The sequence below is a fragment of the Bradyrhizobium sp. 190 genome (assembly GCF_023073415.1).
Lineage (GTDB): Bacteria > Pseudomonadota > Alphaproteobacteria > Rhizobiales > Xanthobacteraceae > Bradyrhizobium.
Genome location: NZ_JADPJL010000023.1, coordinates 134170 through 160884, shown reverse-complemented (window position 1 = coordinate 160884; position 26715 = coordinate 134170). Strand labels below are relative to the sequence as shown.

Below are 26715 nucleotides of genomic sequence, written 5' to 3'. Positions count from 1 at the left end.
TGCTGCGGCAGGCGCGCGTTACAACCGGATCACGATCACGTCGCGGCGCGATTGAAGCCGTGATCCGGGGCGCCCGCCCTGATATGTTGCATGCCATCACGTCAGGGGATTTTCATGGTCAGATCGGTCCATCGTCGCGCATGACCAACGGCAATTCCAACGTGCTTCATGTGGCCGGCCTGACGAAGAGCTACCGCACGGCCGGCGAAGAGGTCGCGGTGCTGCGCGGGGTGAACCTGACGGTCGCCGCGGGCGAGAGCGTCGCGCTGACGGGTGAATCCGGCAGTGGCAAGAGCACACTCTTGCATCTGATCGCAGGCCTCGATGCCGCCGATGGCGGCGAGATCAAGCTGGCCGATGCACAGGTCTGCGAACTCAGCGATGCCGGGCGCGCGGAATTGCGCCGCGACCGGCTCGGCCTGGTGTTTCAGCAATTCAACCTGATTCCGAGTCTCACGGTGGAAGACAACCTCGTTTTCCAATCGCGCATCGCCGGCCGTCACGACGCGGCCTGGCACCGCGAACTGGTGGAGCGGCTCGGGCTCGGCAATTTCCTCAAACGCTATCCCGAACAATTGTCCGGCGGCCAGCAGCAACGCGTCGCAATCGGGCGGGCACTGGCCGTAAAGCCGCTGCTGCTGCTTGCAGACGAGCCGACCGGCAATCTCGACGAGGACACCGCGGACGAGGTGCTGGCGCTGGCGCGCGATCTGGTGACGCGCAGCGGCTGCGGTTTTCTGATGGTGACCCACAGCGAAAGGCTCGCCGCCACGCTCGACCGGCGGGTGAACCTCCATGCCGGGGTGATCGCGTGAAACGCGCACTGTGGACGCTGGCTGTATTGCTGAGCCATTGGCGGCGGCATCCGATGCAGCTTGCGACCTTGCTGATCGGACTGATCTCGGCGACCGCGCTGTGGAGCGGCGTGCAGGCGCTCAATCAGCAGGCGCGCACATCCTACGATCGCGCCGCCGCCACGTTCGGCGGGACGCGCACCGCCATGCTGGCCGCCAACAACGGCGGAAGCGTTCCGCAAAAACTCTTCGTCGACTTGCGCCGCGCCGGCTGGCCGGTCTCGCCGATGGTCGAAGGCCGGGTGCAGATCGAGGGACGGTCGTTCCGGCTATTGGGTATCGAACCGGTGACGCTGCCCGCGGAAGTCGGCAACGCGCCTGCGGTCGGCAAGGCCGATCTGCAAGCCTTCATGACGCCGCCGGGCGCGATGCTGGTCGCGCCCGAAACGCTTTCCGATCTCAAACTCGCGGAGGGCGCCCGCCCAGAGGCCAATGGCGGCGCGTTGCTGCCGCCGCTTCGCGTGCAGCCGAACCTGGTGCCCGGCGTTCTGGTCGTCGATATCGGCATCGCGCAGAGCCTGCTGAAAATGCCGGATCAGCTCTCGCGCCTTCTGATCGGCAAGACGACGGGCAGGCACGCACCACTTGAAAGCATTGCCGGCGACAGGCTTCGCCTGATCGAACCGGATGCGGAGACCGACCTTGAACGCCTTACCGACAGTTTTCACCTGAACCTGACCGCGTTCGGTTTTCTGTCGTTCTTTGTCGGGCTCTTTATCGTCAATTCGGCAATCGGGCTAGCCTTCGAACAACGGCTGCCGGTGCTGCGCACCTTGCGCGCCTGCGGCGTCTCGGCGCGGATGCTCAACGGCGTGCTGGTGCTTGAGCTGGTGTCGCTGGCGCTGATCGCAGGGCTGATGGGTCTCGTGTGCGGTTACTTCATCGCCGGCGCGTTGCTGCCCGATGTCGCCGCCTCCCTGCGCGGGCTCTATGGCGCGCAGATTCCGGGACACCTGACGCTCAAGCCGCAATGGTGGATCGCGGGTGTCGCCATCAGCATAACAGGTGCGCTCGCTGCCGCCGCCGCCAGCCTGACCAAGGCGCTGCGGCTGCCGCTGCTCGCCACCGCGCAGCCTTTCGCCTGGCAACAGGCGCAGCGGCGCTGGCTGACCTACCAGAGCGCGCTGGCGCTCGCAGCGTTCGCCGCCGCGGCATGCTTTCTCTGGTTCGGCGATTCCCTCATTTCAGGCTTTGCCGTGCTCGCGGCGCTGATGCTCGGCGCGGCGCTGATCCTGCCGATGTTTCTGGAATTCATGCTGTCGCTTGGTCAGCGCTATGCGCGAGCCCCGGTCAGCGTCTGGTTCTGGGCGGACAGCCGTCAGCAACTATCCGGGCTGTCGCTCGCCCTGATGGCGCTGTTGCTCGCGCTATCAGTCAATGTCGGCGTCTCCACCATGGTCGAGAGTTTCAGCCGCACGTTTCTGGTCTGGCTCGACGGGCGGCTGGCGGCCGATGTCTATGTCAGCGCCGCCAACGACGCGCAGGCGGACGAGATCAAGGCGTGGCTGCGCGAGCGCCCCGAGGTCGAAGCGATCCTGCCCGGCGGCCGCGCCGATACGCAATTGGCGGGCGCTCCGATCGAGGTGCTGGGCCTGCCCGATCACGCCATTTATCGCGACAACTGGCCGCTGCTGCAGTCGGCTGAAAATGCGTGGATCAAGCTTCGTCCCGGCAATGCGGCCCTTGTCAGCGAACAACTGGCGCGGCGTCTGAATCTTTCCGTCGGTGACCGCATCGAGGTGCCCGCGTCGGGCGGAAACTGGGCACTCGACGTGGTCGGCATCTATGCCGATTACGGTAACCCCAAGGGCCAGATCGCGGTGAACTTCGCCGCGCTGGCGCGGCGCTTTCCGGAAATTCCGCTGACGCGCATGGGATTGCGGGTCGCCCCGCCAAAGATACCGGCGTTGATCTCGGCACTGCAGGAAAAGTTCGCGCTTGGCGACCGCAATGTCGCCGATCAGGCGACGATGAAGGCGGAATCGACACGGATCTTCAACCGCACCTTTGCGGTGACCGCGGCGCTGAACGCCTTCACGCTCGGCGTTGCCGGCGTCGCGCTGTTGACGAGCCTGCTCACGCTTGCCAATTCCCGGCTGCCGCAACTGGCGCCGCTATGGGCGATCGGCATCACGCGGCGGCGGCTCGCGGTCATCGAACTTCTCAAGACGATGTCGGTGGCGCTGATCACCACCATCTTCGCGCTTCCGCTCGGTCTGTTGGTCGCGTGGTGTCTGCTCGCGGTCGTCAACGTCAAGGCGTTCGGCTGGCGGCTGCCGTTTCACGTCTTCCCGACGCAATTGCTGTGGCTCACAGGCGTCGCGATGGCGGCCGCCCTCGCCGCGGCCGCGCTCCCCGTCATCCGGCTGGCGCGCATGCAGCCGGCGAGCCTGATCAGGATTTTTGCCAATGAACGGTAGCGGCCCGATCACCCGCCGCGGCTTCGTCGGCGGCGCGCTTCTCGCGGGGCTCAGTGGCAAGGCGCTCGCGCAGGGTTTTGCGGGGCTTGGTGAAAGCGCGGATGGATTTGCGGCGGTCGTACCCGGCAGGACATTCGCATTTCCCGCCGACCACGGGCCACATCCGGAATTTCGCATCGAGTGGTGGTATGTGACGGCCAATCTCGCCGATGCCAATGGCGTTGCCTACGGCGCCCAATGGACGCTGTTTCGCCAGGCGATCGCGCCGGGCGGGCCGCAGGAAGGCTGGGCGAACCAGCAGATATGGATGGGCCATGCCGCCGTCACGCGCGCCGATACCCATCGCGTCGGCCAGACATTTGCGCGCGGCGGCGTTGGCCAGGCTGGCGTGGAGGCCGAGCCGTTTCATGCCTGGATCGACGCGTGGGAGATGCGCGGACTAGTACCAGTGAATGGCGAAAATGTTGCACCGCTTGAGCTGAAGGCATCGGGCGCCGATTTCAGCTACGCGCTACGCCTCGACGCAGTTCGTCCGCTCGTGCTGCAGGGGGACGGCGGCTACAGCCGCAAATCGCTGCGCGAGCAGGCCTCCTATTATTACAGCCAGCCGCATTATACGGCGAAGGGCATCGTCACCATCGACGACAGGCCTGTCGACGTCACCGGGATGGCCTGGCTCGATCGCGAGTGGAGCAGCCAGCCACTGGCCTCCGATCAAAGCGGATGGGACTGGCTCTCGCTGCATTTCAATTCCGGCGACAAGTTGATGCTGTACCGCATGCGCCAGACCGACGGCCAGCATTACGGCTCCGGCAAATGGATCGCGCCCGACGGCACGGCCGAGACGTTCGGCTCCGAGGAGATCGCCATGACGCCCCTGACTGTCACTGTTATCGAGGGACGAAAGATCCCGACGGCATGGCGCATCGCGATTGCGAAAATGGCGCTCGCGATCGAATGCAGGGCGCTCAATCCGAGAAGCTGGATGGGCACCAGCCTTCCCTATTGGGAAGGCCCGATCCGCTTTGCAGGCAGCCATACGGGAGTGGGCTATCTGGAAATGACGGGCTATTAGCGGCCCAGACACAAAATATCGAAAACAACCCCATGCAAAGTAGAATGGGCCCCGGTTCGTCGTCCCTGCGAAAGCAGGGACCCATACGCCGCGGCTGATCGACGAAGACTCGTAGGGTGGGCAAAGGAGCGAAGCGACGTGCCCCACCATCCATCAGCGAACGAGCTGCGAGATGGTGGGCACGCTTCGCTTTGCCCACCCTACGGCTTTTTACTTCACCAGCGGGCAGCCGGAATCCTTGGCCGCCGGGAACGCCTTGTCGCCGGGCACGACAGCAAGCTGCTTGTAGTAATCCCACGGCTTCTTCGATTCAGACGGCTTCTTGACCTCGAACAGATAGAGGTCGTGCACCATGCGGCCGTTTTCCAGCACCTTGCCGCCTTGCGCGAAGTCGTCGTCCACCGGAAGCTCTTTCAGCTTCTTGGCGACCGCCTCGGTGTCCTTCGTGCCTGCCGCCTTGACCGCCTTCAGATATTGTAGCGTCGCCGAATAGGTGCCGGCCTGGATCATGTTCGGCATGCGGCCGGTACGCTTGAAAAAGCGTTCGGCGAGATTGCGGCTCCTGGGGTCGCGGTCCCAGTAGTAGCCTTCCGTCAGCACCAGGCCTTGCGCGGCCTCGAGCCCGAGGCCGTGGACTTCGGCGAGCGTCAGCAGCAGGCCGGCAAGTTTCTGGCCGCTTTTGACGATGCCGAATTCAGCCGCCTGCTTGATCGAGTTTGTGGTGTCGAGGCCGGCATTGGCGAGGCCGATGATCTTGGCTTTCGAGCTCTGCGCCTGCAGCAGGAACGACGAAAAATCCGCCGTGTTCAGGGGAATGCGGACCGCGCCGAGCACCTTGCCGCCCTTGGCCTTGACGTAGTCGCCTGTGTCCTTTTCCAGCGCATGGCCGAACGCGTAGTCCGCGGTCATGAAGAACCAGCTATCGCCACCGGATTCCACCAGCGCGCCGCCGGTGCCGAACGCCAACGCGTGGGTATCGTAGGCCCAGTGAAATCCATAGGGTTGGCAGGCGTCGCCGCTGAGGCGCGAGGTTGCCGCGCCTACGACGATGTCGATTTTCTTCATCTGCTTCGACAGATCGTGAATCGCGAGCGCGACCGACGAGGTCGTCAGTTCGGTGATCATGTCGACGCCTTCGACCTCATACCAGCGCCGTGCAATGGCGGAGGCGAGGTCCGGCTTGTTCTGGTGATCGGCGGAGACGATTTCGATCTTGTGGCCCAGCACTTCGCCGCCGAAATCCTCGATCGCCATCTTGGCGGCCTCGAAGGACCATTTGCCGCCGTAATCGGCGTAGACCCCGGATTGATCGTTCAGAATACCGATCTTGACGCCCTGCGCCGATGCCGGCGCGGCGAGCAAAAGACCACCCACCGCAACGGCGGCCAACAATCCCGACTTCATTTTTTTCTCCCGGAATTTTTTGTCAGAGGAACCTGGCAACACTAGTCAATAACCCCGCACCTGCCCATCCATTTCGGATCAGCCAAAAGTATGGGGAACTTCTGAGGCGGGCGTGTGCCAACGCCTCATCTGTCATTCCGGCGATTGATGACAGTTCACGCCGCGGCCGGCTTCTTGCCCTTCCCGTCCGCTAGGTTGCGGACGATGACGTAGAAGATCGGCGTGAAGATCAGGCCGAACAGCGTGACGCCGATCATACCGAAGAACACCGCGACGCCGACCGCTTGACGCATCTCCGACCCCGAACCCGAGGAAATCACCAGCGGCAGCACGCCGAGGATGAAGGCAAACGACGTCATCAGGATCGGCCGCAACCGCAGCCGGCAGGCTTCGATGACAGCGTCCAGCCGCGCCTTACCTTCGAGTTCGATGTCGCGCGCGAACTCGACGATCAGAATAGCGTTCTTTGCCGCCAGCCCCACCAACACCACGAATCCGATCTGGGTCAGGATGTTGACGTCCTGTCCCATGATCCGCACGCCAATGGTGGCGGCAAACAGGCACATCGGCACGATCAGGATGACCGCGAACGGCAGGCTCCAGCTGCCATATTGCGCCGCCAGCACCAGATAGACGAACAGCACGCAGATTGGGAACACGAGGAGGCCGGCTTGGCCGCCGGTCACCTGCTGATAGGACAAATCCGTCCACTCAAAGCCGAAGCCGGTCGGCAGCGTCTCCTCGGCGAGCTTCTTCATGGTGTCGATGGCAGTCGCCGAACTGGTGCCCGGCAGCGTGTCGCCCTGCAGCTCGGAAGCTGGATAGAGATTGTAGCGTGCGACGCGGTCGGGGCCGGAGGTATCCTTGAAGTCCACGACGCTGCCGAGCATCACCATGTCGCCGGCCGCGTTGCGGGTGCGCAGGCGCGAGAGATCGGTGCTCTCTTTCCGGAACGGCAGATCGGCCTGTGCCGTGACGCGGTAGGTGCGCCCGAACAGGTTGAAGTCGTTGACATAAGTCGATCCGAAATAGGTCTGGATCGCCTCATTGATGTTCGCGATCGGCACGCCGAGCTTCTGCGCCTTCACGCGGTCGATATCGACGAACAATTGCGGCGTGTTGGCGGTAAACGGCGAGAACACCTGGGTCAACCCGGGCGCCTTGCGCGCAGCGCCGACCAGTTCGTCGGTCGCAGCCGCCAGCAGTTCAGGGCCGCGGCTCTGACGATCCTGGATACGCATGGTGAAGCCGCCGCCGGTACCGATGCCGGGCACCGCCGGCGGCGGAATGACGATGATGAACGCGCCCTGGATGCTCGCAAGCCGCTTGCGCAGCTCACCGGCAATTGCGTCGGCCGACAGTCCCTTCTTGTGGCGAACCTCCGGATCTTCGAACACGGGGAATAACGCCGCGGCGTTGCTCGCTTGCGTGCGGGTTGCGCCCGAGAAGCCCGCAAACGCCGCGACCCGGACGATGCCGGGCGTATCGAGCGCTCTTTTCTCGACCTCCCTGACTATTTCGGTCGTCCGCGCCAAAGAGGCCGCGCCCGGCAGCTGCACGGAGACGATGACATAGCCGCGATCCTGCGCCGGAATGAAGCCCTGCGGTGTGGTGACGAGCAGCCATCCGGCGCCGCCGATCAGCGCCACGTAGACCAATAACATCACCACCGAATGCCAAATCACGAAATCGGCGGCGCGGGCGTAGCCATGCGCGAGCCGGTCGAAGCCGCGATTGAACACGCCGGTAAAGGCATCCCAGCCGCGTGCGATGAAGTTCCAGCGCGCCGGAGGCCGCTTGTCCGCATGCGGCTGCAGGATCATCGAGGCCAGCGCCGGTGAAAGCGTCAGCGAGCAGAAGCAGGAAATCGCGGTCGCAACCGCAATGGTGACGGCAAACTGCTGAAAGAACTGACCGGAGATGCCGCCGAGGAATGCCGTCGGCACGAACACCGCGCACAACACCAGCGCAATCGAAACCAGCGCGCTGCCGACCTCTTCCATGGTACGGAGCGCCGCATCGCGGCGGCTCATGCCGTGCTCGAGATGGCGCTCGACGTTTTCGACCACCACGATCGCGTCATCGACGACGATGCCGACCGCGAGCACCAGGCCGAACAAGGTCAAATTGTTGATCGAGAAGCCAAGTGCGGCCATCACCGCAAAGGTGCCGACCAGCGACACCGGAATCGCGATGATAGGAATGATGGCCGGGCGCCAGCCCTGCAGGAACACCAGCACCACGATCACGACCAGCGCCATCGCTTCGTAGATCGACTTGATCAGCTCGCTGACGGACTGCGCAATGAATTCGGTCGGGTTGTAACCGATATTGTAGTCAAGCCCCTGCGGAAAGCTCGCTTTCAGCCTCTCCATCGTGTCCGAAATGCCCTTGGCGGTCGCCAGCGCGTTCGAGCCCGGCCGCTGGGTCACCACCATGCCGACGGCAGATTTCCGTAGCAGGAAGCTGTTGGTCGAGTAGGCCAGCGCGCCGAGCTCGATCCGCGCGACGTCGCGCAGCCGCACGATACGCCCGTCGGTACCGGCCTTGACCACGATCTCCTCGAACTGTTTGGGATCCTTCAATCGGCCGGTGAAGGTAAGATTCGGCGAAAAGGCGCGGTCGGCAATCGGCGGTTCGGCGATCTGGCCACCCGCGATCTGCACGTTCTGCGACCGGATCGCCGCAACCACCTCGCCCGCCGTCAGGCCCAGCGTGGAGATCTTGTCGGGATCGAGCCACAGCCGCATCGAATAGTCGCGTGCGCCGAAGATCTGGATGTCGCCGACGCCGTCGAGCCGCTCCAGCTGGTCGCGGACCCGCAGCAGCGCGTAGTTACTGATGTAGAGCTGGTCGAACGTGTCGTCCGGCGACAGCATGAACACGACCATCAGGATGTCGGGGCTGTTCTTGCGGGTGACGACGCCGCCGCGCTGCACTTCTTCGGGCAGCCGCGGCTGCGCAATCGCGACGCGGTTCTGGACCAGCACCTGCGCCTGGTCGAGATCGGTCCCGAGCTTGAACGTAACGGTGATCGTCAACTGTCCATTCGAGGTCGCCTGGCTGTAGAGATACAGCATGTCCTCGACGCCGTTGATCTCCTGCTCGATCGGGGCGGCGACGGTGTCAGACACGGTTTGCGCAGAGGCGCCGGGATATTGCGTGGTGACCGTCACCGTCGGCGGAACCACTTGCGGATATTCCGCGACCGGCAGCGTGGTGTAGGCGATCGCGCCAACGATCATCAGCACGATCGACAGCACCATCGCCAGGATGGGCTGGTTGACGGAGAGGCGGCCCAGATTCATGTCTTGCCACCGGCCGGCTTGACCTCGGCGGTCTGCGGGGTGACTTTCGCACCCACGCGCGCTCGCTGCAGACCGTCGATGATGACGCGGTCCTCAGGCTTCAACCCCTCGCGGATCACGCGCAGGCCTTCGTCGAGCGGCCCAAGCGTCACCGGCTTCGCCTCGACCGTATTGTCGTCCTTGACCACAAAGACGATCTTGCGCGACTGGTCGGTCGCGACAGCCGTGTCCGGCAGCAGCAGGGCCTCATAGGGCGCACTGCCGATGATGCGGACGCGGCCGAACTGGCCGGGGAGGATCGAGAGATCCTTGTTCTGGATGACAGCGCGGCTGCGCAGTGTCCCGGTCGAGACGTCGAGGCGGTTGTCGAGGAAATCCATTTTGCCCTCATGCGAGGGCTTGGTTCCGCCGGTCAGCGTCACCTCGACCGGGTTCGGCGTGTCGCGCGAGCTCGGCCGCTTGCCTTCGGACCAGAGCCGGCTGTTTCGCAGGTAGGTCGCCTCGTCGACGTCGAAATAGATATAGATCGGATCGAGCGAGACGATCGAAGTGAGCAGCGTGGAGCCGCCATCGCTGCCCTGCACGAGATTGCCCGGCGTGACCAGATGGCGGCTGACGCGGCCCGTAATCGGCGCCATCACATGGCTGAATTCGATATTGAGCTTGGCGGCCTTGAGCGCGCCTTCGGCCTGCATCTCCGCGGCGCGCGCCGCCTGCAAGGTCTGGCGGCGCTGGTCGACGATGGAATCGGATACGGCCTGGGTCTGATTCAATGTCAGCGCACGGTCGAGTTCGCGCCTGGCAAGCTCCCCCCTCGCACGCGCGTCGGATAGCTGGCCGTCCGCCTGCTCGGCGACCGCCTCGAACGGACGGGCGTCGATCACATAAAGCAGGTCGCCCGCCCGCACGATGCTACCGTCGCGGAATTCGACTGATTTCACGAAGCCGCCGACGCGGGCGCGAACCTGGACTTCCTGGATCGCCTCGAAACGTCCGGTGAACTCATCCCAGTCGGTGACAGTACGCTTCACCGGCTGCGCGACCGTGACGGGCGGCGCCGCGGGAGCCGCTTGCTGCGGCGGCTTGTTGTCGCAAGCGGATAGCGCCAGTGCGAGCAGCGGGGTCAACCATTTGAGGCCACGGAGAGAGCGAATGTCGACCTCCGCCGGCAAAGCCGGACGTTTCAATTGCTCAGTTGCAGTCAAACCCCATCTCCCCTCTCGACATCCCTGATGGATGAAAGCCGCCGTGGAACTTGGCGGAGGCCACAGATGTGATCGGTTCCCAGTCTCGTCAAGAAGTCGCTGATATCAAGCACAATCGTTATGCAGCCGCGTAGCCAACGCGCTGCACCACGCAGATCTCCCGTTTTCCGCAGTGCGACGAGAACGGGACGGTCGCAACGAACCTCAGCTAATCGCCGGCTGATGACGAAAACGTGACGCGAAGGCGTCCTGCAGCGCCGTCGTAGGATGGGTGGAGCGAAGCGATACCCATCGCCCACAAACGCCGGAGTTGATGGGTATCGCTTCGCTCCACCCATCCTACAAGATCGTCCGAACGCACCTTCGGACATGACGTCGGGAATTTCCTCCGCTAACCTTGGCGCCAAGGCTCGCCACAAGGGCCAAAAATGTCCGGGGAGGACAGCCGTGCATAAAGGTCGTGTCGTATTCGGCGCGATGGATGAGGTCGTGTTCGGACGGCCGGCATCCGAGGCGATTGTCGAGCAGTTGGACCGGCTGGGCGCGCAACGCGCCTTCCTCATGGTCAGCGGCACGCTGAACCGCAAAACCGATGAAATCGAGAACATTCGCCGTGTGCTGGGGCCGCGCTGCGCCGGCACCTTCGACGCGATGCCGCCGCATACGCCGCGCGCGGCCGTCATTACCGCCAGCGAACAGGCCCGCGCCGCGAACGCCGACCTCATCGTTACCATCGGCGGCGGTTCGATCACCGACGGCGCCAAGGCGGTGCAGCTTTGCCTCGCCAACGATATCCGTACCCCCGATGACATCGACAGGATCAGAACCGGTCGCGGCGCTTCGCCACAGCTCACCCCGCCGACCGTGCGCCAGATCAGCGTGCCGACGACGATTGCCGGCGGCGAGTTCTCTTCCACGGCGGGCGTTACCAACGAGAGGACCAAAGTCAAGGAAGCGCTGCGCCATCCGCTGTTGATGCCGCGCGCTGTGATCCTCGATCCCTGGCTAAGCCAGCACACTCCGGAATGGCTGTGGCTGTCGACCGGCATCCGTGCCGTCGACCATTGTGTCGAGGGCATCTGCTCGCGCGAGGCACACCCTTACGGCGACGCCCAGGCGCTGAAGGGTCTGTCGATGCTGGCGCAGGCGCTGCCGCGGGTGAAGGCCGACGCCAAAGACCTCGACGCGCGGATGGAATGCCAGATCGGGACATGGCTTTCGACCGGGCCGCTGGCTTCCGGCGTGCCCATGGGCGCCAGCCACGGCATTGGCTACGTGCTCGGCGCAGAGTTCGGTGTGCCGCACGGCTACACCTCCTGCGTGATGCTGCCGTCGGTGATGCGCTGGAACAAATCCGCCAATGCCGAACGCCAGGCGCTGGTCGCAGCCGCGATGGGGCACCCGCACGAGGATGCAGGCGGCGTGCTCGACCGGTTCATTCGCGGCCTCGGCATGCCGCGCAGCCTGCGCGAGGTCAAAGTGGCCCCTGAACATTTCGACCGCATCGCGCAAGCTGCGATGGCAACGCCCTGGGTGCCGCGCAATCCGCGCAAGATCGAGGGACCGGCGCAGGTGCGCGAGATTCTGGATATGGCCGCGTAAGGAGACCAAAGCCAACATGTACACCGGCAAGCATGCTCATCTTCGTCCGCTTCAGCCTGCCTTCATCATGGCGTCATCAGGCGAGGCCGTGACCTATCGCGAACTGGACGCGCGCTGCAACCGGCTGGCGCATCTCCTTCGCAACCGCGGCCTGAAGCGGCTCGATCACTATTCGATCTTCATGGAGAACAACAGCCGCTATCTGGAATCCTGCGGTGCCGGCGAACGCTCGGGCCTCTATTACACCTGCGTGAATTCTTACCTGACCGCGAGCGAGCTCGCCTATATCCTGACCAACAGCCAGTCGCGCATCCTCATCACATCAAGGGAAAAACTTGATGTCGCGCGCGAGGCGTTGAAGGAATGCCCGCACGTGGAGCTTTGCATCGTTGCCGATGGTGGCGGCGAAAGCGACCGCATCGTTGGCCTGCAGGAAGTAACTGCTGATATGCCGCACACACCGATATCAGACGAGTGCGTCGGCACCGCGATGCTCTATTCCTCCGGCACCACCGGCCGGCCGAAGGGGATTCTGCGCCCGTTGCCGGAACTGCCGGCCGATCAGCAATTGCCGCTGTTCGATTTCCTGGTGAAGATCTGGCAGTACCGCGAGGGCATGATCTATTTGTCGCCGGCCCCGCTCTACCACTCGGCGCCGCAGGCCGCCGTCAACCTCACGATCAAGATGGGCGGCACCGCCATCATCATGGAACGGTTCGATCCCGAACAGTATCTCACACTGATTCCGAAATGGGGCGTCACCCACACCCAGCTTGTGCCCACGATGTTCTCGCGCATGCTGAAACTGCCGGAAGAGGTGCGAACGCGTTACGACTTGTCATCCCTTGAAATCGCGATCCACGCCGCCGCGCCCTGCCCTGCGGCTGTAAAGGACGACATCATCAAATGGTGGGGACCGATCATCCATGAATACTACGGCGCCACCGAAGGCCTCGGCTTCACCTCCTGCAACAGCACAGAATGGCTCGCCCATCGCGGCACCGTCGGCCGCGTGCTGCTCGGCGATCTGCATATACTCGACGAGAACATGCAGGCCTGCCCGGTCGGCACGTCGGGCACGGTGTGGTTTAAAACCGCAACCCCGTTCGAATACTTCAACGATCCTGCCAAGACCCGGGAGGCTCGCTCGGCCGACGGCAGCATGAGCACGGTCGGCGACGTCGGCTATGTCGACGATGACGGATTTCTTTACCTCACCGACCGCGCCACGTTCATGATCATCTCAGGCGGCGTCAACATTTATCCGCAGGAATGCGAGAACCTCTTGATCACCCATCCCAAGATTGCGGATGCGGCGGTGTTCGGCGTGCCCAATCCGGATCTCGGCGAGGAAGTGAAGGCGGTGGTGCAGCCGATGCCGGGAATTTCGCCGGGGCAGGAACTGGCCGATGAACTGATCGCTTTCTGCAGCCTGTCGCTGTCACGCCAGAAGGTGCCGCGCTCGATCGATTTCGAGGCTGAATTGCCGCGGCTTCCGACCGGCAAGCTTTACAAGCGCCTGTTGCGCGACCGCTATTGGGGCAACAAGACCTCACGGATCGTCTAGCAACATGGGTCATCTTCAGGTGAAGCCATGTGGCGAGTTGCGATGCAACGACCGCGCTGCAACGAAGCGGCGGGATTCCGGGATAGCCGGCAAATCATCGCAAGTTCCGCCACGCGGATTTTCGCTTAGTCCGAATTGCCAAGCCTCCCATTGGCTTGGCAGGTTGCCCCAACGCTGCGCCATGGTATCCTCGATACCAATCGGCCAATTGAGACCGAAAAATGTGGAGGGGATCATGCGGAGCGTGCAAGCGCTTGCCGTCGCAGCACTGTTGTTGCTTCCGGCTTTTGACGTTGCATCGGCGGGCGAGCCGAAACAGGGCGGCATCCTCAGGCTCTATCACCGCGACAGCCCGGGCAGTGCCTCGATCCACGAAGGCGCGACCTATTCGATCAACGTGCCCTTCATGCCGGTGTTCAACAACCTCGTCATGTTCAAGCAGGACGTGCCGCAGAACAGCGTCGAGTCGATCGTCCCCGATCTCGCCGAGAGTTGGGCTTGGAGCGGCGACAACAAGAAACTGACCTTCAAGCTGCGACAGGGCGTCAAATGGCATGACGGCAAGCCGTTTACGTCGGCCGACGTCAAATGCACCTTCGACATGCTGATGGGCAAGTCGCAGCAGAAATTCCGCCAGAACCCGCGCAAGTCCTGGTACGATCAGGTCAACGACGTGACCGTCAACGGCGATTTCGAAGCGTCATTCGAATTGAAGCGGCCGCAGCCGGCTTTGCTGTCGCTGCTCGCTTCGGGCTACACGCCGGTTTACCCCTGCCACGTCTCTCCGGCCGAAATGCGCACCAAGCCGATCGGCACCGGGCCGTTCAAGTTCGTCGAATTCAAGGCCAACGAATCGATCAAGCTGACCAAGAATGCCGATTACTGGAAGAAGGGCCTGCCGCATCTCGACGGCATCGAATTCACCATCATCACCAACCGCTCGACGGCGATTCTCGGACTTGTCTCCGGCAAATTCGACATGAGCTTCCCGACCGAGGTGTCGATCCCGCTGCTCAAGGAGGTCAAGTCGCAGGCGCCGAACGCGGTCTGCGTGGTCGAGCCGATCAATGTTTCGACCAACATCATCGTCAACTCGTCCTCTCCGCCGTTCGATAATCTCGATATCAGACGCGCCCTGGCGCTGGTGCTGGATCGCAAGGCGTTCGTCCAGATCATGTTCGAGGGACAGGCCGATATCGGCGGCACGATGCTGCCGGCACCGGGCGGCTTGTGGGCGATGCCGAAGGAAATGCTGGAATCGATCCCCGGCTACGGCCCCGACATCAACGCCAACCGGGAAGAGGCGCGCAAGCTGATGCAGAAGGCGGGCTACGGCCCTGACAAGCGCCTCGCCGTCAAGGTCGCCACGCGCAACATTCCGATTTATCGCGATCCCGCCGTGATCCTGATCGACCAGATGAAGAGCATCTATATCGACGGCGAACTCGACGTCGTCGATACCGCGCAATGGTTCCCGAAAGTCGCGCGCAAGGATTACACGCTCGGCCTCAACCTCACCGGCAACGCGGTCGATGATCCCGACCAGTCGTTCTACGAGAACTATTCCTGCGGGTCGGAGCGCAACTACACCAACTACTGCAACAGGGAGATCGAAAAGTTATTCGATCAGCAGTCGGCCGAGACCGACAAGGAGAAGCGAAAGAAGCTGGTGTGGGAAATCGACAAGAAGCTGCAGGAGGACGTGGCGCGCCCGATCATCTTCCACGGCCGTACCGGGACGTGCTGGCATCCTTATGTCAAGGGCGTCACCGTCATGGTGAACAGCTCCTATAACGGCTATCGTTACGAAGACCTCTGGATGGACAAGTAACCGTTCAGCCGCAAGCATCGCGTTTTCGAGCGAAGCGGGATGCGGTTCGCGTGAAGAAAACGCGTCAAAACAAAAAGAACTGGAGTTCGGTTCTGATTTAGTCAGAATCGAACGCTAGCCAGCCTGCCAGGGAGAAACCGCCAGGTGTTTGCTTATATCGTGCGACGCCTCGCATTGATGCTCGTGACCCTGGTCGGGATCTCGATCATCATCTTCGTGCTGCTGCGCGTCGTCCCCGGCAACATTGTCGACATCCTGTTCGACGCCGCCGGCTTCGTCGATCCCACCGACAAGGCCAACCTGGAAAAGGAACTTGGCCTCGACCAGCCGATTTACGTGCAGTATCTGAGCTGGATCGGCGGGCTGCTGCAGGGCGATCTCGGCTATTCCTACGTGTCGGAAAAGCCGGCGCTGCAGGAGATACTGCCGCGGATTCCGATCACCGCGCGGCTGGCAGCGCTTGCGTTGCTGTTCTCTGCTTCCATCGGCATTCCCTTGGGCGTGCTGAGCGCGGTCCATCAGGGCTCGCGGCTCGACTATACCTTGCGCGTCGTCAGCCTGAGCGGCCTGTCGCTGCCGTCCTTCTGGCTCGGCCTGTTGATCCTGATGGCGTCGGTCTCGCTGTTCGGCCACATGCCGATCTATAATCCGAACCCGGCAACCTGGACCGAAGCTTTCGCGATCTATGCCGTCCCGGCGATGGCGGTCGGTTTTCGCAGCGCCGCGCTGACCATGCGCATCACGCGCTCCTCGATGCTGGAAATCCTGCGGCAGGACTACATCCGCACCGCGCGCGCCAAGGGCGCGTCCGAGGCATCGGTCAATTATCGCCACGCGCTGAAGAACGCCATTCTCCCGGTCATTACCGTGATCGGCATCGAGGCGGCCTTCCTGATCGGCGGGCTGATCGTCACCGAAACCGTTTTCAATATTCCCGGCGTCGCCCGCTTCCTGGTCGAGGCGCTGCGCTGGCGCGATTACCCGATCGTCCAGAACCTCGTGATGCTGATCGCCGTGGTCGTGGTGGTCGCGAACTTCACCGTCGACATGCTGTACGCCGCGATCGACCCGCGCATCCGCTATGGGGACTAGCCGCTTGACCACGATTAATTTCGACAGCGAGTTAAGACGAGCCGGCGCCCATTCGACGCATGGCTGGCGCCGTCTGCTGTTTCTGGCTCAGCGCTATCTGCTCGGCACGATCGGCCTTGTCATCATGGTGATGTTCGTCTGGATGGCGATCTCGGCCGACCTGATCTGCCGCTACGATCCGCTCAGCGTCGATTCCGCGCAACGGCTGGCCTCACCCAGCGCGGCGCACTGGATGGGAACCGATTCATTCGGCCGCGATGTCTGGAGCCGGATCGTGCATGGCGCGCGGATCTCACTTGCGGTCGGCATCGGCGCCACCTTGCTGGGATCCTCGATCGGCGTCATCGTCGGCCTCGCATCGGGCTATCTCTCGGGCTGGGTCGACCTCCTGTTCCAGCGCATCACCGATATTCTGCAGGCCCTGCCCTTGCTGGTGCTGGCGCTGGTGATGACGGCAGCGCTCGGCCCGTCGCTGCCGAACGTGATCATCGCCATTGCGATCCCGCTGATCCCGACGGTCGCCCGTGTCATCCGCGCCAATACGCTGGCGCTGCGTGAGCTGCCCTTCGTCGAAGCTGCAAAATCGATCGGCATGAGCGAGACCCGCATTGCACTGCGCCACGTGCTGCCCAACACGCTGGCGCCGCTGATCGTGCTTGCGACCGCGCAACTCGGCTCCACCATCCTCACCGAAGCCTCGCTGTCGTTCCTCGGCCTCGGCATCCCCGAGCCCTATCCGTCCTGGGGACGCATGCTCTCGGAATCGGCGGCGGAATATGTCCGCACCGCGCCGTGGCTGGTGATCTTCCCCGGCGTCGCCATCAGCCTTGCAGTGTTCGGCACCAATCTGTTCGGCGACGCGTTGCGCGACATCCTCGACCCGAGGCAGCGCGGCTGATGACTGAGGCGCAGAAGGATGACACGGTTCTCGATGTGAAGAACCTGCAGACGGTGTTCTTCACCAACTCGGGACTGTTCCGCGCGGTCGACGACGTTTCGTTCAGCGTCCGCCGCGGCGAGACGCTGGCGATCGTCGGCGAATCCGGCTGCGGCAAGAGCGTGACCGCGCTGTCGGTGATGCGGCTGGTGCCGGACCCGCCGGGCCGGGTGGTCGGCGGCTCGGTGACGCTGGAAGGGGCCGATCTCCTTGGCCTCGACGAGGCCGAAATGCGCAAGATCCGTGGCAACCGGATCTCGATGATTTTTCAGGAGCCGATGACCTCGCTCAATCCCGTTATGCGGATCGGCGACCAGATCACCGAGGTGCTCCGCCTGCACCGGGAAATGACGTCCAAGGAAACGTGGGCAAAGGCGGTCGAGATGCTGCGGCTCGTACGTATCCCCGAGCCGGAACGCCGCGCGCTGGAATATCCGCATCAGCTTTCCGGCGGCATGCGGCAGCGCGCGATGATCGCGATGGCCTTGGCGTGCCGGCCGGCCTTGTTGATCGCGGACGAGCCGACCACCGCGCTCGACGTGACGATCCAGGCACAGATTCTCGCGCTGATCGTCGATCTGCAGAAGACGCTCGGCACCGGCCTGATCCTGATTACGCACGATCTCGGCGTCGTGGCGCAGACGGCGCAGCGCGTCATCGTCATGTATGCCGGCAAGAAGGTCGAGGAAGCGACCGTGGAAGACTTGTTCGCAAATCCGAAGCACCCCTATACGCGCGGGCTGATGGCCTCGATGCCTGCGGTGATTTCGTTCGGAGCAAAGACCGATGCGCGGCTGACCGAGATTCCCGGCATGGTGCCGTCTCTGACCAACTTGCCGCCGGGCTGCGCTTTTGCGCCGCGCTGCAGCCTCGCCATCGATCGCTGCCGCGCAGAATATCCGCCGCTGCAGGAAGTCGACGGCGATCATTTCGCGGCGTGCTGGCGGGCGGCTGAATTGGTGGGCGCGCCATGACCGATCAACGTCCCCTGCTCGAAGTCACCGACCTCGTCAAGCATTATGCGGTGCGCGGCGGCGTCCTGCGGCGGCGCGTCGGCACCGTGCATGCGGTGGACGGCGTCAGCTTTTCGGTCGGCAAGGGCGAGACGCTCGGGCTGGTCGGCGAGTCCGGCTGCGGCAAATCGACGGTCGCGCGCAGCGTGCTGCGGCTGGTGGAGCCGTCCAGCGGCGCCATCAAGCTCAACGGCACCGACATCACCGGCCTGAGCAAGGCCGAGATGCGGCCGCATCGGCGTTCGATGCAGATCGTGTTCCAGGATCCATTCGCCTCGCTCAATCCGCGCATGACGGCAGGTGATATCGTCGGCGAGCCGCTCAGCGTGCACGGTCTTGCAACCGGTCGGGCGCAACAGGAACGCGTCGCCGAACTGTTCGCGCAGGTGGGTCTGCGCTCCGACCAGATGAAGAACTATCCGCATCAGTTCTCCGGCGGACAGCGGCAGCGCATCTGCATTGCGCGCGCGCTGTCGCTCGGACCGAGTCTCATTGTGTGCGACGAGCCGGTATCGGCGCTCGACGTCTCGATCCAGGCGCAGGTGATCAACCTGCTGATCGATCTGCAACGCAAGAACGATTTTTCGTACCTGTTCATCGCCCATGATCTCGCCGTCGTCGCCCACATCAGCCACCGCGTCGCTGTGATGTATCTCGGGCGCATCGTCGAGATCGCCGATAAAAGCGAGTTGTTCGCCAACCCGCGCCATCCCTACACGCAGGCGCTGCTGGCCTCGGTCCCGATCGCCGATCCCAAGGCAAAACGTCTTGCGCCCATGGTCGACGGCGACGTCCCAAGCCCGATCAACCCGCCCTCGGGGTGCGCCTTCCACACCCGCTGTCGATATGTCATGGACCGCTGCAAGGTGGAGCGGCCGGCGCTGGTGGAGGCCGGCGAAGGACATCAGGTAGCGTGCTGGCTGAATGACGGAACGGGGCGGCCGGAGTAGAATCCGTAGGGTGGGCAAAGCGCAGCGTGCCCACCATCACGAGCGGAATGCCAAATGGTGGGCACGTCGCTACGCTCCTTTACCCACCCTACGAAGCTAGGCGACCGCCGCGATCTCCACGACGATCCTGCCCGTCGTCACCTGCTCGCCTTCTGCTACGTCGATAGCCGAAACCGTTCCGGCGACACCCGCCGTGTGCACATGCTCCATCTTCATCGCTTCCAGCGTCATCACAGGCTGGCCCGCCGCAACCTGCTCACCGGGTTTGACCAGCACGGCGACCACGCGACCGTTCATCGCCGCGCGCACCTTGCCGTCGCCGCCGGCGGCAGAGGCGGATTCCGGTGCTGCAAGCGTCAGGTCGCGGACCGCAATCGTGGCGCCGCGGTGCAGGATATACAGCCGGTCGCCATCGCGCAGGAATCTTGCCGATTCCATGATGCCATCCGTGCGGAAGCGGATCGCGTCGGGGCAGAGTTCGTCAATCTCGAAATGCTGTTCGCCGCCGTCAAGGCCCGCGACATAGCTCCCATCGCGCTCCCGCACGATATCCACCTCGCGCACGCCATGGCCAAGATCGATCCGCGTCGTCAGCGGAAACGTCGCAGCCAGGCTGCGGCCACCGCGCCACGCCGGCGCATGCGGATTGGTGACATAAAGCAACAGCGCCGCCAGCGCGGCGTCCGCATTGTCGTTCGCGCGAAATGCCAGCAATTCATCGCGGTGATTGCCGATGAAAGCCGTAGTCGCTTCGCCCCTGGCAAAGCCGGGATGGCGCAGACAGGAAATCAGAAATCCCTGATTGGTGGTGACGCCGAACGCGGCCGTCTGCTCCAGCCCACAGATCAGCCGGCCCCGCGCCTCGTTGCGATCGGCGCCATGGCCGATGATCTTGGCAATCATGGAATCGTAGAACGGCGGAATCTCGGAGCCGGATTGCAGCGCGTGCTCGACGCGAACACCATCCGGCATCTGCCACAGCGCCATCCGTCCCGACTGCGGCATGAAATCATGGCCGGCATCCTCGGAACACAGCCGCACCTCGATCGCATGGCCGGAGAATTTGATATCGTCCTGCCTGAGCCAGAGCGGCTCGCCCGCCGCGATGCGCAACTGCAGTTCGACCAAGTCCAGTCCGGTAATCGCCTCTGTGACGGGATGTTCGACCTGCAGGCGCGTGTTCATTTCCATGAAATAGAACTCGCCGCCCTCGTCGAGCAGGAATTCCAGCGTGCCCGCGCCCTCATAGCCGATCGATTTCACCGCAGCTACCGCAACCGCGCCCATGCGCGCTCGCAAATCCGGCGTCACCTTCGGCGACGGCGCTTCCTCGATCACTTTCTGATGCCGGCGCTGCACCGAACAATCACGCTCGCCGAGATGAATGGCGTTGCCATAGCGGTCGCCGAACACCTGGATTTCGATATGGCGCGGATTGACGATGGCCCGCTCCAGGATGACGGTGGGATCACCGAACGCGCCCTGCGCCTCCGACCTTGCGCTGCGCAGCGCGTCCGGGAACGCTGCAGCATCTGCGACCAACCGCATGCCGCGCCCGCCGCCACCCGCGACCGCCTTGATCATGACGGGAAAGCCGATCTTTTTTGCCTCCGCCAGCATCACGGCGTCGCTCTGGTCCGCGCCCTGATAGCCGGGCACGCAAGGCACGCCGGCCTTCTGCATGATGTCCTTGGCGCCGGCCTTGTTGCCCATCGCCCGGATCGACTCCGGCGACGGCCCGATGAACACCAGTCCGGCATCGCGGCAGGCCTGCGCGAAATCCTCGTTCTCGGCGAGAAAGCCATAGCCCGGATGAATCGCGCTGGCGCCGCTGGCCTTGGCGGCCGCGATGATCGCATCGATCCGCAAATAGGACTGCGCCGGCAGCGCCTCGCCGATCCGGACCGCCTGATCGGCTTCGCGGACATGCAGCGCGTCCCGGTCAGCATCGGAATAGACGGCGACCACGCCATAACCGAGCTGGCGCGCCGTGCGCATGATCCGCAGCGCGATCTCGCCGCGGTTGGCGACAAGGATCTTGAAGAACGGCGTCCGCTTCATTTCAATTCCGCTCATGGCCGCGCGACCGAGAATTGCATGCGCTGCGGCGTGCGGGCCTCGGCCTCACGGCAGATCGCCAGCACCTCGGAAAGCACGCTGCGGGTATCGCGCGGATCGATCACGCCGTCGTCGAGCACGCGCGCGCTGGTCGAGAACACGTCCATCTGGCCATCGAACACGCCCGTGATCTGCGCCTTCATGGCGTCGAGCTTCTCCTTTTCGATCGGCTTGCCGCGCCGCGCCGCTGCAGCCTCGGTCACGATCGCCATGGTTTCCGCCGCCTGCTCGCCGCCCATCACGGCGGTCTTGGCATTCGGCCAGGAGAAGCAGAAGCGCGGATGAAAGCCGCGCCCGCACATGCCGTAATTGCCGGCGCCAAAGGACGCGCCGCAATAGATCGTGATCTGCGGCACGGTGGCCGACGTCACCGCCTGGATCATCTTGGAGCCGTGCTTGATCATGCCGGCTTCCTCGTAGGCTTTGCCGACCATGTAGCCGGTGGTGTTGTTCATGTAGAGGATCGGCGTGCGCGACTGGCAGCAGGCCTGGATGAAATGCGTCGCCTTGTTGGCGCCGGGCACATCTAGCGGGCCGTTATTGGTGATGATCCCGATCGCCTGCCCCTCGATGCGGGCGTGGCCGCACACGGTTGCGGGACCGTAGTTGGCGCCGAACTCGGTGAAATCGGAATCGTCAATGAAGCGCGCGATGGCCTGACGCATGTCGACGGGACGCTTGTGATCCATCGGCATGATGCCGAGCAACTCCTCCGCATCGTAGCGCGGCGGCTTGAACGAAGCTTCCGCTGGCTTCGGCCGGTCCCATTCCAGGTTGGCCATGATGTCGCGCGCGATGCGGAGCGCGTCGCGATCGTCTTCGGCAAGATAATCGCCGAGGCCGGAAATCGAGGTGTGCATCTCAGCGCCGCCGAGTTCTTCCTCGGTCGCGATCTCTCCTGTCGCGGCCTTCAACAGCGGCGGCCCCGCGAGGAACGCGCGGGTTCGGCCGCGGACCATCACGATGTAGTCCGAAAGCCCCGTTTGATAGGCACCGCCGGCGGTAGAAGAGCCATGCGTCACGGTGACGACTGGCAACCCCGCCGCCGACAGCCGCGCCAAATTTCGAAAGATGTTGCCGCCGCGGATGAAATCCTCGACCCGGTAGCGCAGCAGGTTGGCGCCGGCGCTTTCGACCAGTTGCACGTAAGGCAGCTTGTTTTCCAGCGCCAGTTCCTGCACCCGCAGCGTCTTGTCGAGACCGTACGGCTGCAGTGCGCCGGCATCGATACCGGAATCGTTTGCACTGACCATGCAGCGGATGCCGGAGACGAAACCAATGCCGGCGATCGCCCCGCCACCGGGAATACTCTTGTCGGCGTCGGGCACATCGAACATGTAGCCGGCCAGCGTCGACAGTTCGAGGAATGGTGAACCGGGATCGAGCACCAGCGCCACGCGCTCGCGCGGCAGCAACTGCCCGCGCCTGTGGAACCGTTCCTTGGCCGCCGCGGACGCCGTCCGCGTGCGATCTTCAAGCGCGCGCATCCGCGCGATCAACGCCAGCATGCCGTCGCGATTGGCTTTGAAGGCAGGACTAGAGGGAACGATCGTCGACTCGAGAATGGCCATAATTTAACTCACTCCGCCATTCCGGCTCGCTTCGCGCCCCGGAATGACGACCTCAATGCCTTGTCCCAAAAATCTGCCGCGCTTCGGCGGGGCTCGCGATCTCGCGGCCCGCGCGCCGCGCGCAAGCGGCAATGGCCTCTATCAACTGCCCGTTCGAAGTCACCTTGGTACCGTCGCCGAGATAGAAAGTGTCCTCGAGTCCGGTGCGCAAATGTCCGCCGAGATCGGCGCAGCGCTGGTGCAGCGGCCAGATTTCGGCGCGGCCGATCGCGGTGACCTGCCAATGCGCTTCCGGCAGTTTCAGCTTCAACAGGATCGGCAGCAGGTCGGGATCGGCCGGCATGCCGGAGGCGACGCCCATCACGAAGTTATATTCGAGCGGGCCGGAATACATTCCGGTCTGCCGGTACATGCCGACGCAGCGCACGATGCCGACGTCGAAACATTCGAACTCCGGAATCGTGCCCGCTTCCTTCATGACGTCGAGATAGTCCTGCACCTTCTCGACGGCGTTATCGAACATCATCGGCGGCCAGGCCCAGGTGTTGTCGGACTTCACCTTCAGATAGTTCAGCGACCCGGCGTTGCAGGCCGCAATCTCGGGCATCGTCTCGCGCACGCAATCGAGCGCGCCCTGATACTTGGGCCCCGACGTGCCCGTGGTGTGGTTGATGATGACGCCGGGGCAGGCCTCGCGAATGGCCTGCTGAATTTCCTTGCTGACGCTGACGTCCCAGGACGGCAGATGCCCCTTGTTCGGCTCCTGCTGTCGCAGATGGACGTGCATGATGCTGGCGCCGGCGTCGAACGCGGCCTTGGCCTCGCGCGCCATCTGCTCCGGTGTAACAGGCACATTGTGCTGCTTCGGATCGGTCAGCACGCCGTTCAGCGCGCAGGTAATGACGGCCTTGTCGCCCATGGATCAACCTTCGAAAGCGGGACGCGAGGGATCGCGAAAACATCCAGCGCGATCATGCGTCCGGCATCAGCCGGCTTCTTGCGTCAACCCGCTATTGCGGGCGGCGGCATGGCGGTGGCTGTAGATCGCCAGATCGCGCGAACCCGAAAAGATCGCGCGCGGCTTCAAGCCATAGAAGCGGCGAATCGAGTGGCTGAAATGCGTGGAGTCGGGATAGCCGATATCCTGCGCGAGATGCGCAAGGTTGATGTCCTGGTTGGCGAAATGAAGCAGATGCCGCGCCCGCTTCCAGGCGCGGAACGAACGGAAGGAAATGCCGGTCTCTTCCTTGAACAAATGCAGGAAGCGCGACGGAGATAGGCCCGCCTCCGCGGCGCAGCTAGCCGCCGTCACCGGCTCGCCGGAGAATTTTCCGATCTGCAGAATCGCACGCGCCACGCGGGGATCGAGCACGCGCTGCGGCAATGCCTCGCCAAGGCAGAGAGAATCGAATTCGGCGCTGGAGAACGCGTCGCCGGCGTGATGCTCGCGCAGTTCGCGATAGGCGGCGCGGATGCGGCTGGTGAAAGATTCGCCTTCAGGGCCCGCGAGTCGTTTGGCGAGGTCTTCGAGCGCGCCGGGACGAACGCTCTCCGGTTCGATCACAACGCTGAGCACCGAACGATAGTCGCTGGCGATGGTGTGCCTGACGTTCGGCAACAGAGCGACCATCTCACCATGGGTTTCCCGGCCATCGGCGGTCGTGAGCCACAGCCCGCCCTCGATCGAGACATAGATGTTGAACGCGCCCGAGCAGCGTTGGCGCGGGCGGCCGAGCAGACCCGCGTAAAAAACGCGCTCCGGGGTGATCAGCATCAGATGGCCGGATTTTTGGCCGATGTCGTCCATGGTGCGTCCTCCTCGCGCGGCTCTTTGGCCGCTGCGACGGGGTCAACCATAGCGGAAATTCGGTGTCTGTCACCGACAGAAGGAGCCCTCAGGCGCGTACGCGCGGCGCCACATTCTGTTCAACACCGGCCTTGCGTTCCGCCGCCACCGCCCGCTTGTACCCGTCGCGTTCCTGCAACCGACCCCAATAGGCGGCGACGTTGGGGCCGAAATCCTTGGCGAGCCCGATATTGCCGGCGAGCCGCAACGCATAGCCGTTCACGATATCGGCTGCGGTGAATCGGCCGGCGCACAAGGTTTCGGCATTCGCGGTGGCTGCCTCAACGGCGCGCAGCCGGCCGAGGAACCATTTGGCATAATCGCCAGCCACTTGGGGGTTCCGCCGTTCTTCCGGTTCGAGCTGGCTGTACCTCAGCACCAGCGTTTGCGGAAAGGTCAGCGTGGCGTCGCTGAAATACATCCAGTTCAGGAAGGCGCCGTAGGCCGGATCGTCCTGCCCGACCACCAGCGGTGTCGGGCCGTATTTGGTGCCGAGGTAATAACAGATACCGGAGGACTCCGTCATTTTGGTCTCGCCGTCGATCATGAACGGAATGGTGCCGAGCGGATTGATCGCGAGATATTCCTTGGCGAACACACGCGGCGGGAACGGCAGCATTTTCAGCTCATAGGGCAAGCCCATCTCTTCGAGCATCCAGAGCGGACGGAACGAGCGTGCGCCGTCGCAGTGATAGAGCGTGATCATCAGGCGTTCCCTTCGTGACTTCCGATCGCTTCTTATTGGTTTTTGGGCAGCGTGCCCATCATCTTGCACAGCACCGTCAGCATCACCTCGTCGGCGCCGCCGCCGATCGAGGTCAGGCGGCTGTCGCGATAGGCCCGGCTCACCGGCGTCTCGTTCATGAATCCCATGCCGCCCCAGAACTGCAGGCAGGCATCGGTCAACTCGCGGCCCAGACGCCCCGCCTTGAGTTTGGCCATGGTGGCGAGCCGCGTCACGTCCTCGCCTGCAACCAGCGCCTCGGCGGCGCGGTAGATCAGCGCGCGCAGCAGTTCGACCTCGGTCTGCATCTCCGCGAGCTTGAAGTGGACGGTCTGGTTGTCGAGGATCGACTTTCCGAACGCTTTTCGGTTGCGGGTGTACTCGATCGTCTCGGCGATGATGAATTCATGCGCCTTGAGGCAGGCGGCTGCGCCCCACAGCCGCTCCTCCTGGAACTGCACCATCTGGTAGGTAAAGCCCTTGCCCTCCTCGCCGATGCGGTTGCGCTTCGGCACCCGGACATTGTCGAAGAAGATCTGCGCGGTATCGGACGAGCGCATGCCCATCTTGTCGAGCTTGCGCGCGACCTGCACGCCCTTGCTCTTCATGGGCACGCAGATCAGCGACTTGTTGCGATGGACCTGGTCGTCGCTGGTGTTGGCGAGCAGGCAGATCCAGTCGGCCTGCACGCCGTTGGTGATCCACATCTTGCCGCCATTGATGACGTAATCGTCGCCATCGGAGCGCGCATTGGTCTTGATCGAGGCGACGTCGGAGCCCGCGCCCGGCTCGGAGACACCGATGCAGGCCACAGCGTCGCCGGCAATGGCGGGCGCCAGAAACTCGTGCCGCACCTCGTCTGAACCGAACCGCGCCAGCGCGGGCGTTGCCATGTCGGTCTGCACCCCGATCGCCATCGGCACGCCGCCGCATGTGATGGCGCCGAGCTCCTCGGCCATCATCAGCGCGTAGGAGTAATCGAGCCCCTGGCCGCCGAATTCGACGGGCTTGTTGAGACCGAGGAAGCCGAGATCGCCGAGCTTCTTGAACAGTTCATGCGCCGGGAAGATATCGGCCTTCTCCCACTCATCAACGAACGGATTGATTTCGGCGGCGATGAACTTTTGCAGGATGCGGCGAGGTTCGTCGTGATCGGCGGTGAAGAGCATTTCTTGGCCAGGCTCCAATCGGTATTTCC

The 26715-nt window shown here is 63.5% G+C and carries 19 protein-coding genes; 10 read left to right on the top strand and 9 right to left on the bottom strand.

Annotation, left to right across the window (positions count from 1 at the left end):
- The first annotated feature begins 140 nt into the window (after nucleotides 1-140).
- From IVB22_RS15675 to IVB22_RS15665, 3 genes are read left to right on the top strand one after another with little or no spacing between them, the layout of a single operon-like run.
- The gene (locus tag IVB22_RS15675) at nucleotides 141-815 is read left to right on the top strand and encodes an ABC transporter ATP-binding protein (RefSeq protein ID WP_247518327.1); all 675 of its coding nucleotides are present in this window, start codon (nucleotides 141-143) and stop codon (nucleotides 813-815) included.
- Nucleotides 812-3274: an ABC transporter permease gene (locus IVB22_RS15670; protein ID WP_247518217.1), complete on the top strand. Its 2463-nt coding sequence runs from the start codon at nucleotides 812-814 to the stop codon at nucleotides 3272-3274. Before IVB22_RS15675 ends, IVB22_RS15670 begins: the two co-directional genes overlap by 4 nt.
- Nucleotides 3264-4349: a lipocalin-like domain-containing protein gene (locus tag IVB22_RS15665; protein ID WP_247518216.1), complete on the top strand. Its 1086-nt coding sequence runs from the start codon at nucleotides 3264-3266 to the stop codon at nucleotides 4347-4349. Before IVB22_RS15670 ends, IVB22_RS15665 begins: the two co-directional genes overlap by 11 nt.
- A 210-nt stretch (nucleotides 4350-4559) precedes the next feature.
- Here IVB22_RS15665 and IVB22_RS15660 read toward each other — a convergent pair whose 3' ends face one another.
- From IVB22_RS15660 to IVB22_RS15650, 3 genes are all read right to left on the bottom strand, one after another.
- A complete protein-coding gene (locus tag IVB22_RS15660; RefSeq protein ID WP_247518215.1) occupies nucleotides 4560-5753 on the bottom strand; it encodes an ABC transporter substrate-binding protein in 1194 nt (397 codons plus the stop codon).
- A 155-nt stretch (nucleotides 5754-5908) separates the two neighbouring features.
- Nucleotides 5909-9061 (bottom strand): efflux RND transporter permease subunit, encoded by a 3153-nt coding sequence (locus IVB22_RS15655; RefSeq protein ID WP_247518214.1) that lies wholly within the window; start codon nucleotides 9059-9061, stop codon nucleotides 5909-5911.
- Nucleotides 9058-10188: an efflux RND transporter periplasmic adaptor subunit gene (locus IVB22_RS15650; RefSeq protein WP_374207545.1), complete on the bottom strand. Its 1131-nt coding sequence runs from the start codon at nucleotides 10186-10188 to the stop codon at nucleotides 9058-9060. The genes IVB22_RS15655 and IVB22_RS15650 overlap by 4 nt, the downstream gene beginning before the upstream one ends.
- A gap of 525 nt (nucleotides 10189-10713) precedes the next feature.
- Between IVB22_RS15650 and IVB22_RS15645 the strand changes: the two genes are divergently transcribed.
- From IVB22_RS15645 to IVB22_RS15615, 7 genes are all read left to right on the top strand, one after another.
- Nucleotides 10714-11868 (top strand): iron-containing alcohol dehydrogenase, encoded by a 1155-nt coding sequence (locus IVB22_RS15645; RefSeq protein WP_247518213.1) that lies wholly within the window; start codon nucleotides 10714-10716, stop codon nucleotides 11866-11868.
- 16 nt (nucleotides 11869-11884) lie between these two features.
- A complete protein-coding gene (locus IVB22_RS15640; RefSeq protein ID WP_247518212.1) occupies nucleotides 11885-13435 on the top strand; it encodes an AMP-binding protein in 1551 nt (516 codons plus the stop codon).
- Between the two features lie 235 nt (nucleotides 13436-13670).
- Entirely contained in the window at nucleotides 13671-15266 is a 1596-nt protein-coding gene (locus IVB22_RS15635; protein ID WP_247518211.1) for an ABC transporter substrate-binding protein, read from the top strand.
- 144 nt (nucleotides 15267-15410) lie between these two features.
- Nucleotides 15411-16358, top strand: a complete 948-nt coding sequence (locus tag IVB22_RS15630) for an ABC transporter permease (protein ID WP_247518210.1) — start codon at nucleotides 15411-15413, stop codon at nucleotides 16356-16358.
- Between the two features lie 4 nt (nucleotides 16359-16362).
- Nucleotides 16363-17256, top strand: coding sequence for an ABC transporter permease (locus IVB22_RS15625; RefSeq protein WP_247518209.1), 894 nt, complete (start codon nucleotides 16363-16365; stop codon nucleotides 17254-17256).
- Nucleotides 17256-18269 (top strand): ABC transporter ATP-binding protein, encoded by a 1014-nt coding sequence (locus tag IVB22_RS15620; protein ID WP_247518208.1) that lies wholly within the window; start codon nucleotides 17256-17258, stop codon nucleotides 18267-18269. The genes IVB22_RS15625 and IVB22_RS15620 overlap by 1 nt, the downstream gene beginning before the upstream one ends.
- On the top strand, nucleotides 18266-19258 hold the full coding sequence (locus IVB22_RS15615) for an ABC transporter ATP-binding protein (protein ID WP_247518207.1): 993 nt from the start codon (nucleotides 18266-18268) through the stop codon (nucleotides 19256-19258). Before IVB22_RS15620 ends, IVB22_RS15615 begins: the two co-directional genes overlap by 4 nt.
- Before the next feature lie 96 nt (nucleotides 19259-19354).
- Here IVB22_RS15615 and IVB22_RS15610 read toward each other — a convergent pair whose 3' ends face one another.
- From IVB22_RS15610 to IVB22_RS15585, 6 genes are all read right to left on the bottom strand, one after another.
- Nucleotides 19355-21334 (bottom strand): acetyl-CoA carboxylase biotin carboxylase subunit, encoded by a 1980-nt coding sequence (locus IVB22_RS15610; RefSeq protein ID WP_374207537.1) that lies wholly within the window; start codon nucleotides 21332-21334, stop codon nucleotides 19355-19357.
- The gene (locus IVB22_RS15605) at nucleotides 21331-22947 is read right to left on the bottom strand and encodes an acyl-CoA carboxylase subunit beta (RefSeq protein WP_247518206.1); all 1617 of its coding nucleotides are present in this window, start codon (nucleotides 22945-22947) and stop codon (nucleotides 21331-21333) included. The genes IVB22_RS15610 and IVB22_RS15605 overlap by 4 nt, the downstream gene beginning before the upstream one ends.
- A gap of 52 nt (nucleotides 22948-22999) precedes the next feature.
- Nucleotides 23000-23866: a 3-keto-5-aminohexanoate cleavage protein gene (locus tag IVB22_RS15600; RefSeq protein ID WP_247518205.1), complete on the bottom strand. Its 867-nt coding sequence runs from the start codon at nucleotides 23864-23866 to the stop codon at nucleotides 23000-23002.
- 66 nt (nucleotides 23867-23932) lie between these two features.
- Nucleotides 23933-24754 (bottom strand): helix-turn-helix domain-containing protein, encoded by an 822-nt coding sequence (locus IVB22_RS15595; protein ID WP_247518204.1) that lies wholly within the window; start codon nucleotides 24752-24754, stop codon nucleotides 23933-23935.
- Between the two features lie 88 nt (nucleotides 24755-24842).
- On the bottom strand, nucleotides 24843-25499 hold the full coding sequence (locus IVB22_RS15590; RefSeq protein ID WP_247518203.1) for a glutathione S-transferase family protein: 657 nt from the start codon (nucleotides 25497-25499) through the stop codon (nucleotides 24843-24845).
- 32 nt (nucleotides 25500-25531) lie between these two features.
- The gene (locus tag IVB22_RS15585) at nucleotides 25532-26686 is read right to left on the bottom strand and encodes an acyl-CoA dehydrogenase family protein (RefSeq protein WP_247518202.1); all 1155 of its coding nucleotides are present in this window, start codon (nucleotides 26684-26686) and stop codon (nucleotides 25532-25534) included.
- Nucleotides 26687-26715: the final 29 nt, after the last annotated feature.

Coding starts and splice junctions, on each gene's coding strand:
- IVB22_RS15605 (WP_247518206.1), bottom strand. CDS start 22,947: ATGGCCATTCTCGAGTCGACGATCGTTCCCTCTAGTCCTGCCTTCAAA.
- IVB22_RS15595 (WP_247518204.1), bottom strand. CDS start 24,754: ATGGACGACATCGGCCAAAAATCCGGCCATCTGATGCTGATCACCCCG.
- IVB22_RS15675 (WP_247518327.1), top strand. CDS start 141: ATGACCAACGGCAATTCCAACGTGCTTCATGTGGCCGGCCTGACGAAG.
- IVB22_RS15665 (WP_247518216.1), top strand. CDS start 3,264: ATGAACGGTAGCGGCCCGATCACCCGCCGCGGCTTCGTCGGCGGCGCG.
- IVB22_RS15590 (WP_247518203.1), bottom strand. CDS start 25,499: ATGATCACGCTCTATCACTGCGACGGCGCACGCTCGTTCCGTCCGCTC.
- IVB22_RS15620 (WP_247518208.1), top strand. CDS start 17,256: ATGACTGAGGCGCAGAAGGATGACACGGTTCTCGATGTGAAGAACCTG.
- IVB22_RS15600 (WP_247518205.1), bottom strand. CDS start 23,866: ATGGGCGACAAGGCCGTCATTACCTGCGCGCTGAACGGCGTGCTGACC.
- IVB22_RS15655 (WP_247518214.1), bottom strand. CDS start 9,061: ATGAATCTGGGCCGCCTCTCCGTCAACCAGCCCATCCTGGCGATGGTG.
- IVB22_RS15585 (WP_247518202.1), bottom strand. CDS start 26,686: ATGCTCTTCACCGCCGATCACGACGAACCTCGCCGCATCCTGCAAAAG.
- IVB22_RS15660 (WP_247518215.1), bottom strand. CDS start 5,753: ATGAAGTCGGGATTGTTGGCCGCCGTTGCGGTGGGTGGTCTTTTGCTC.
- IVB22_RS15615 (WP_247518207.1), top strand. CDS start 18,266: ATGACCGATCAACGTCCCCTGCTCGAAGTCACCGACCTCGTCAAGCAT.
- IVB22_RS15635 (WP_247518211.1), top strand. CDS start 13,671: ATGCGGAGCGTGCAAGCGCTTGCCGTCGCAGCACTGTTGTTGCTTCCG.
- IVB22_RS15640 (WP_247518212.1), top strand. CDS start 11,885: ATGTACACCGGCAAGCATGCTCATCTTCGTCCGCTTCAGCCTGCCTTC.
- IVB22_RS15610 (WP_374207537.1), bottom strand. CDS start 21,334: ATGAGCGGAATTGAAATGAAGCGGACGCCGTTCTTCAAGATCCTTGTC.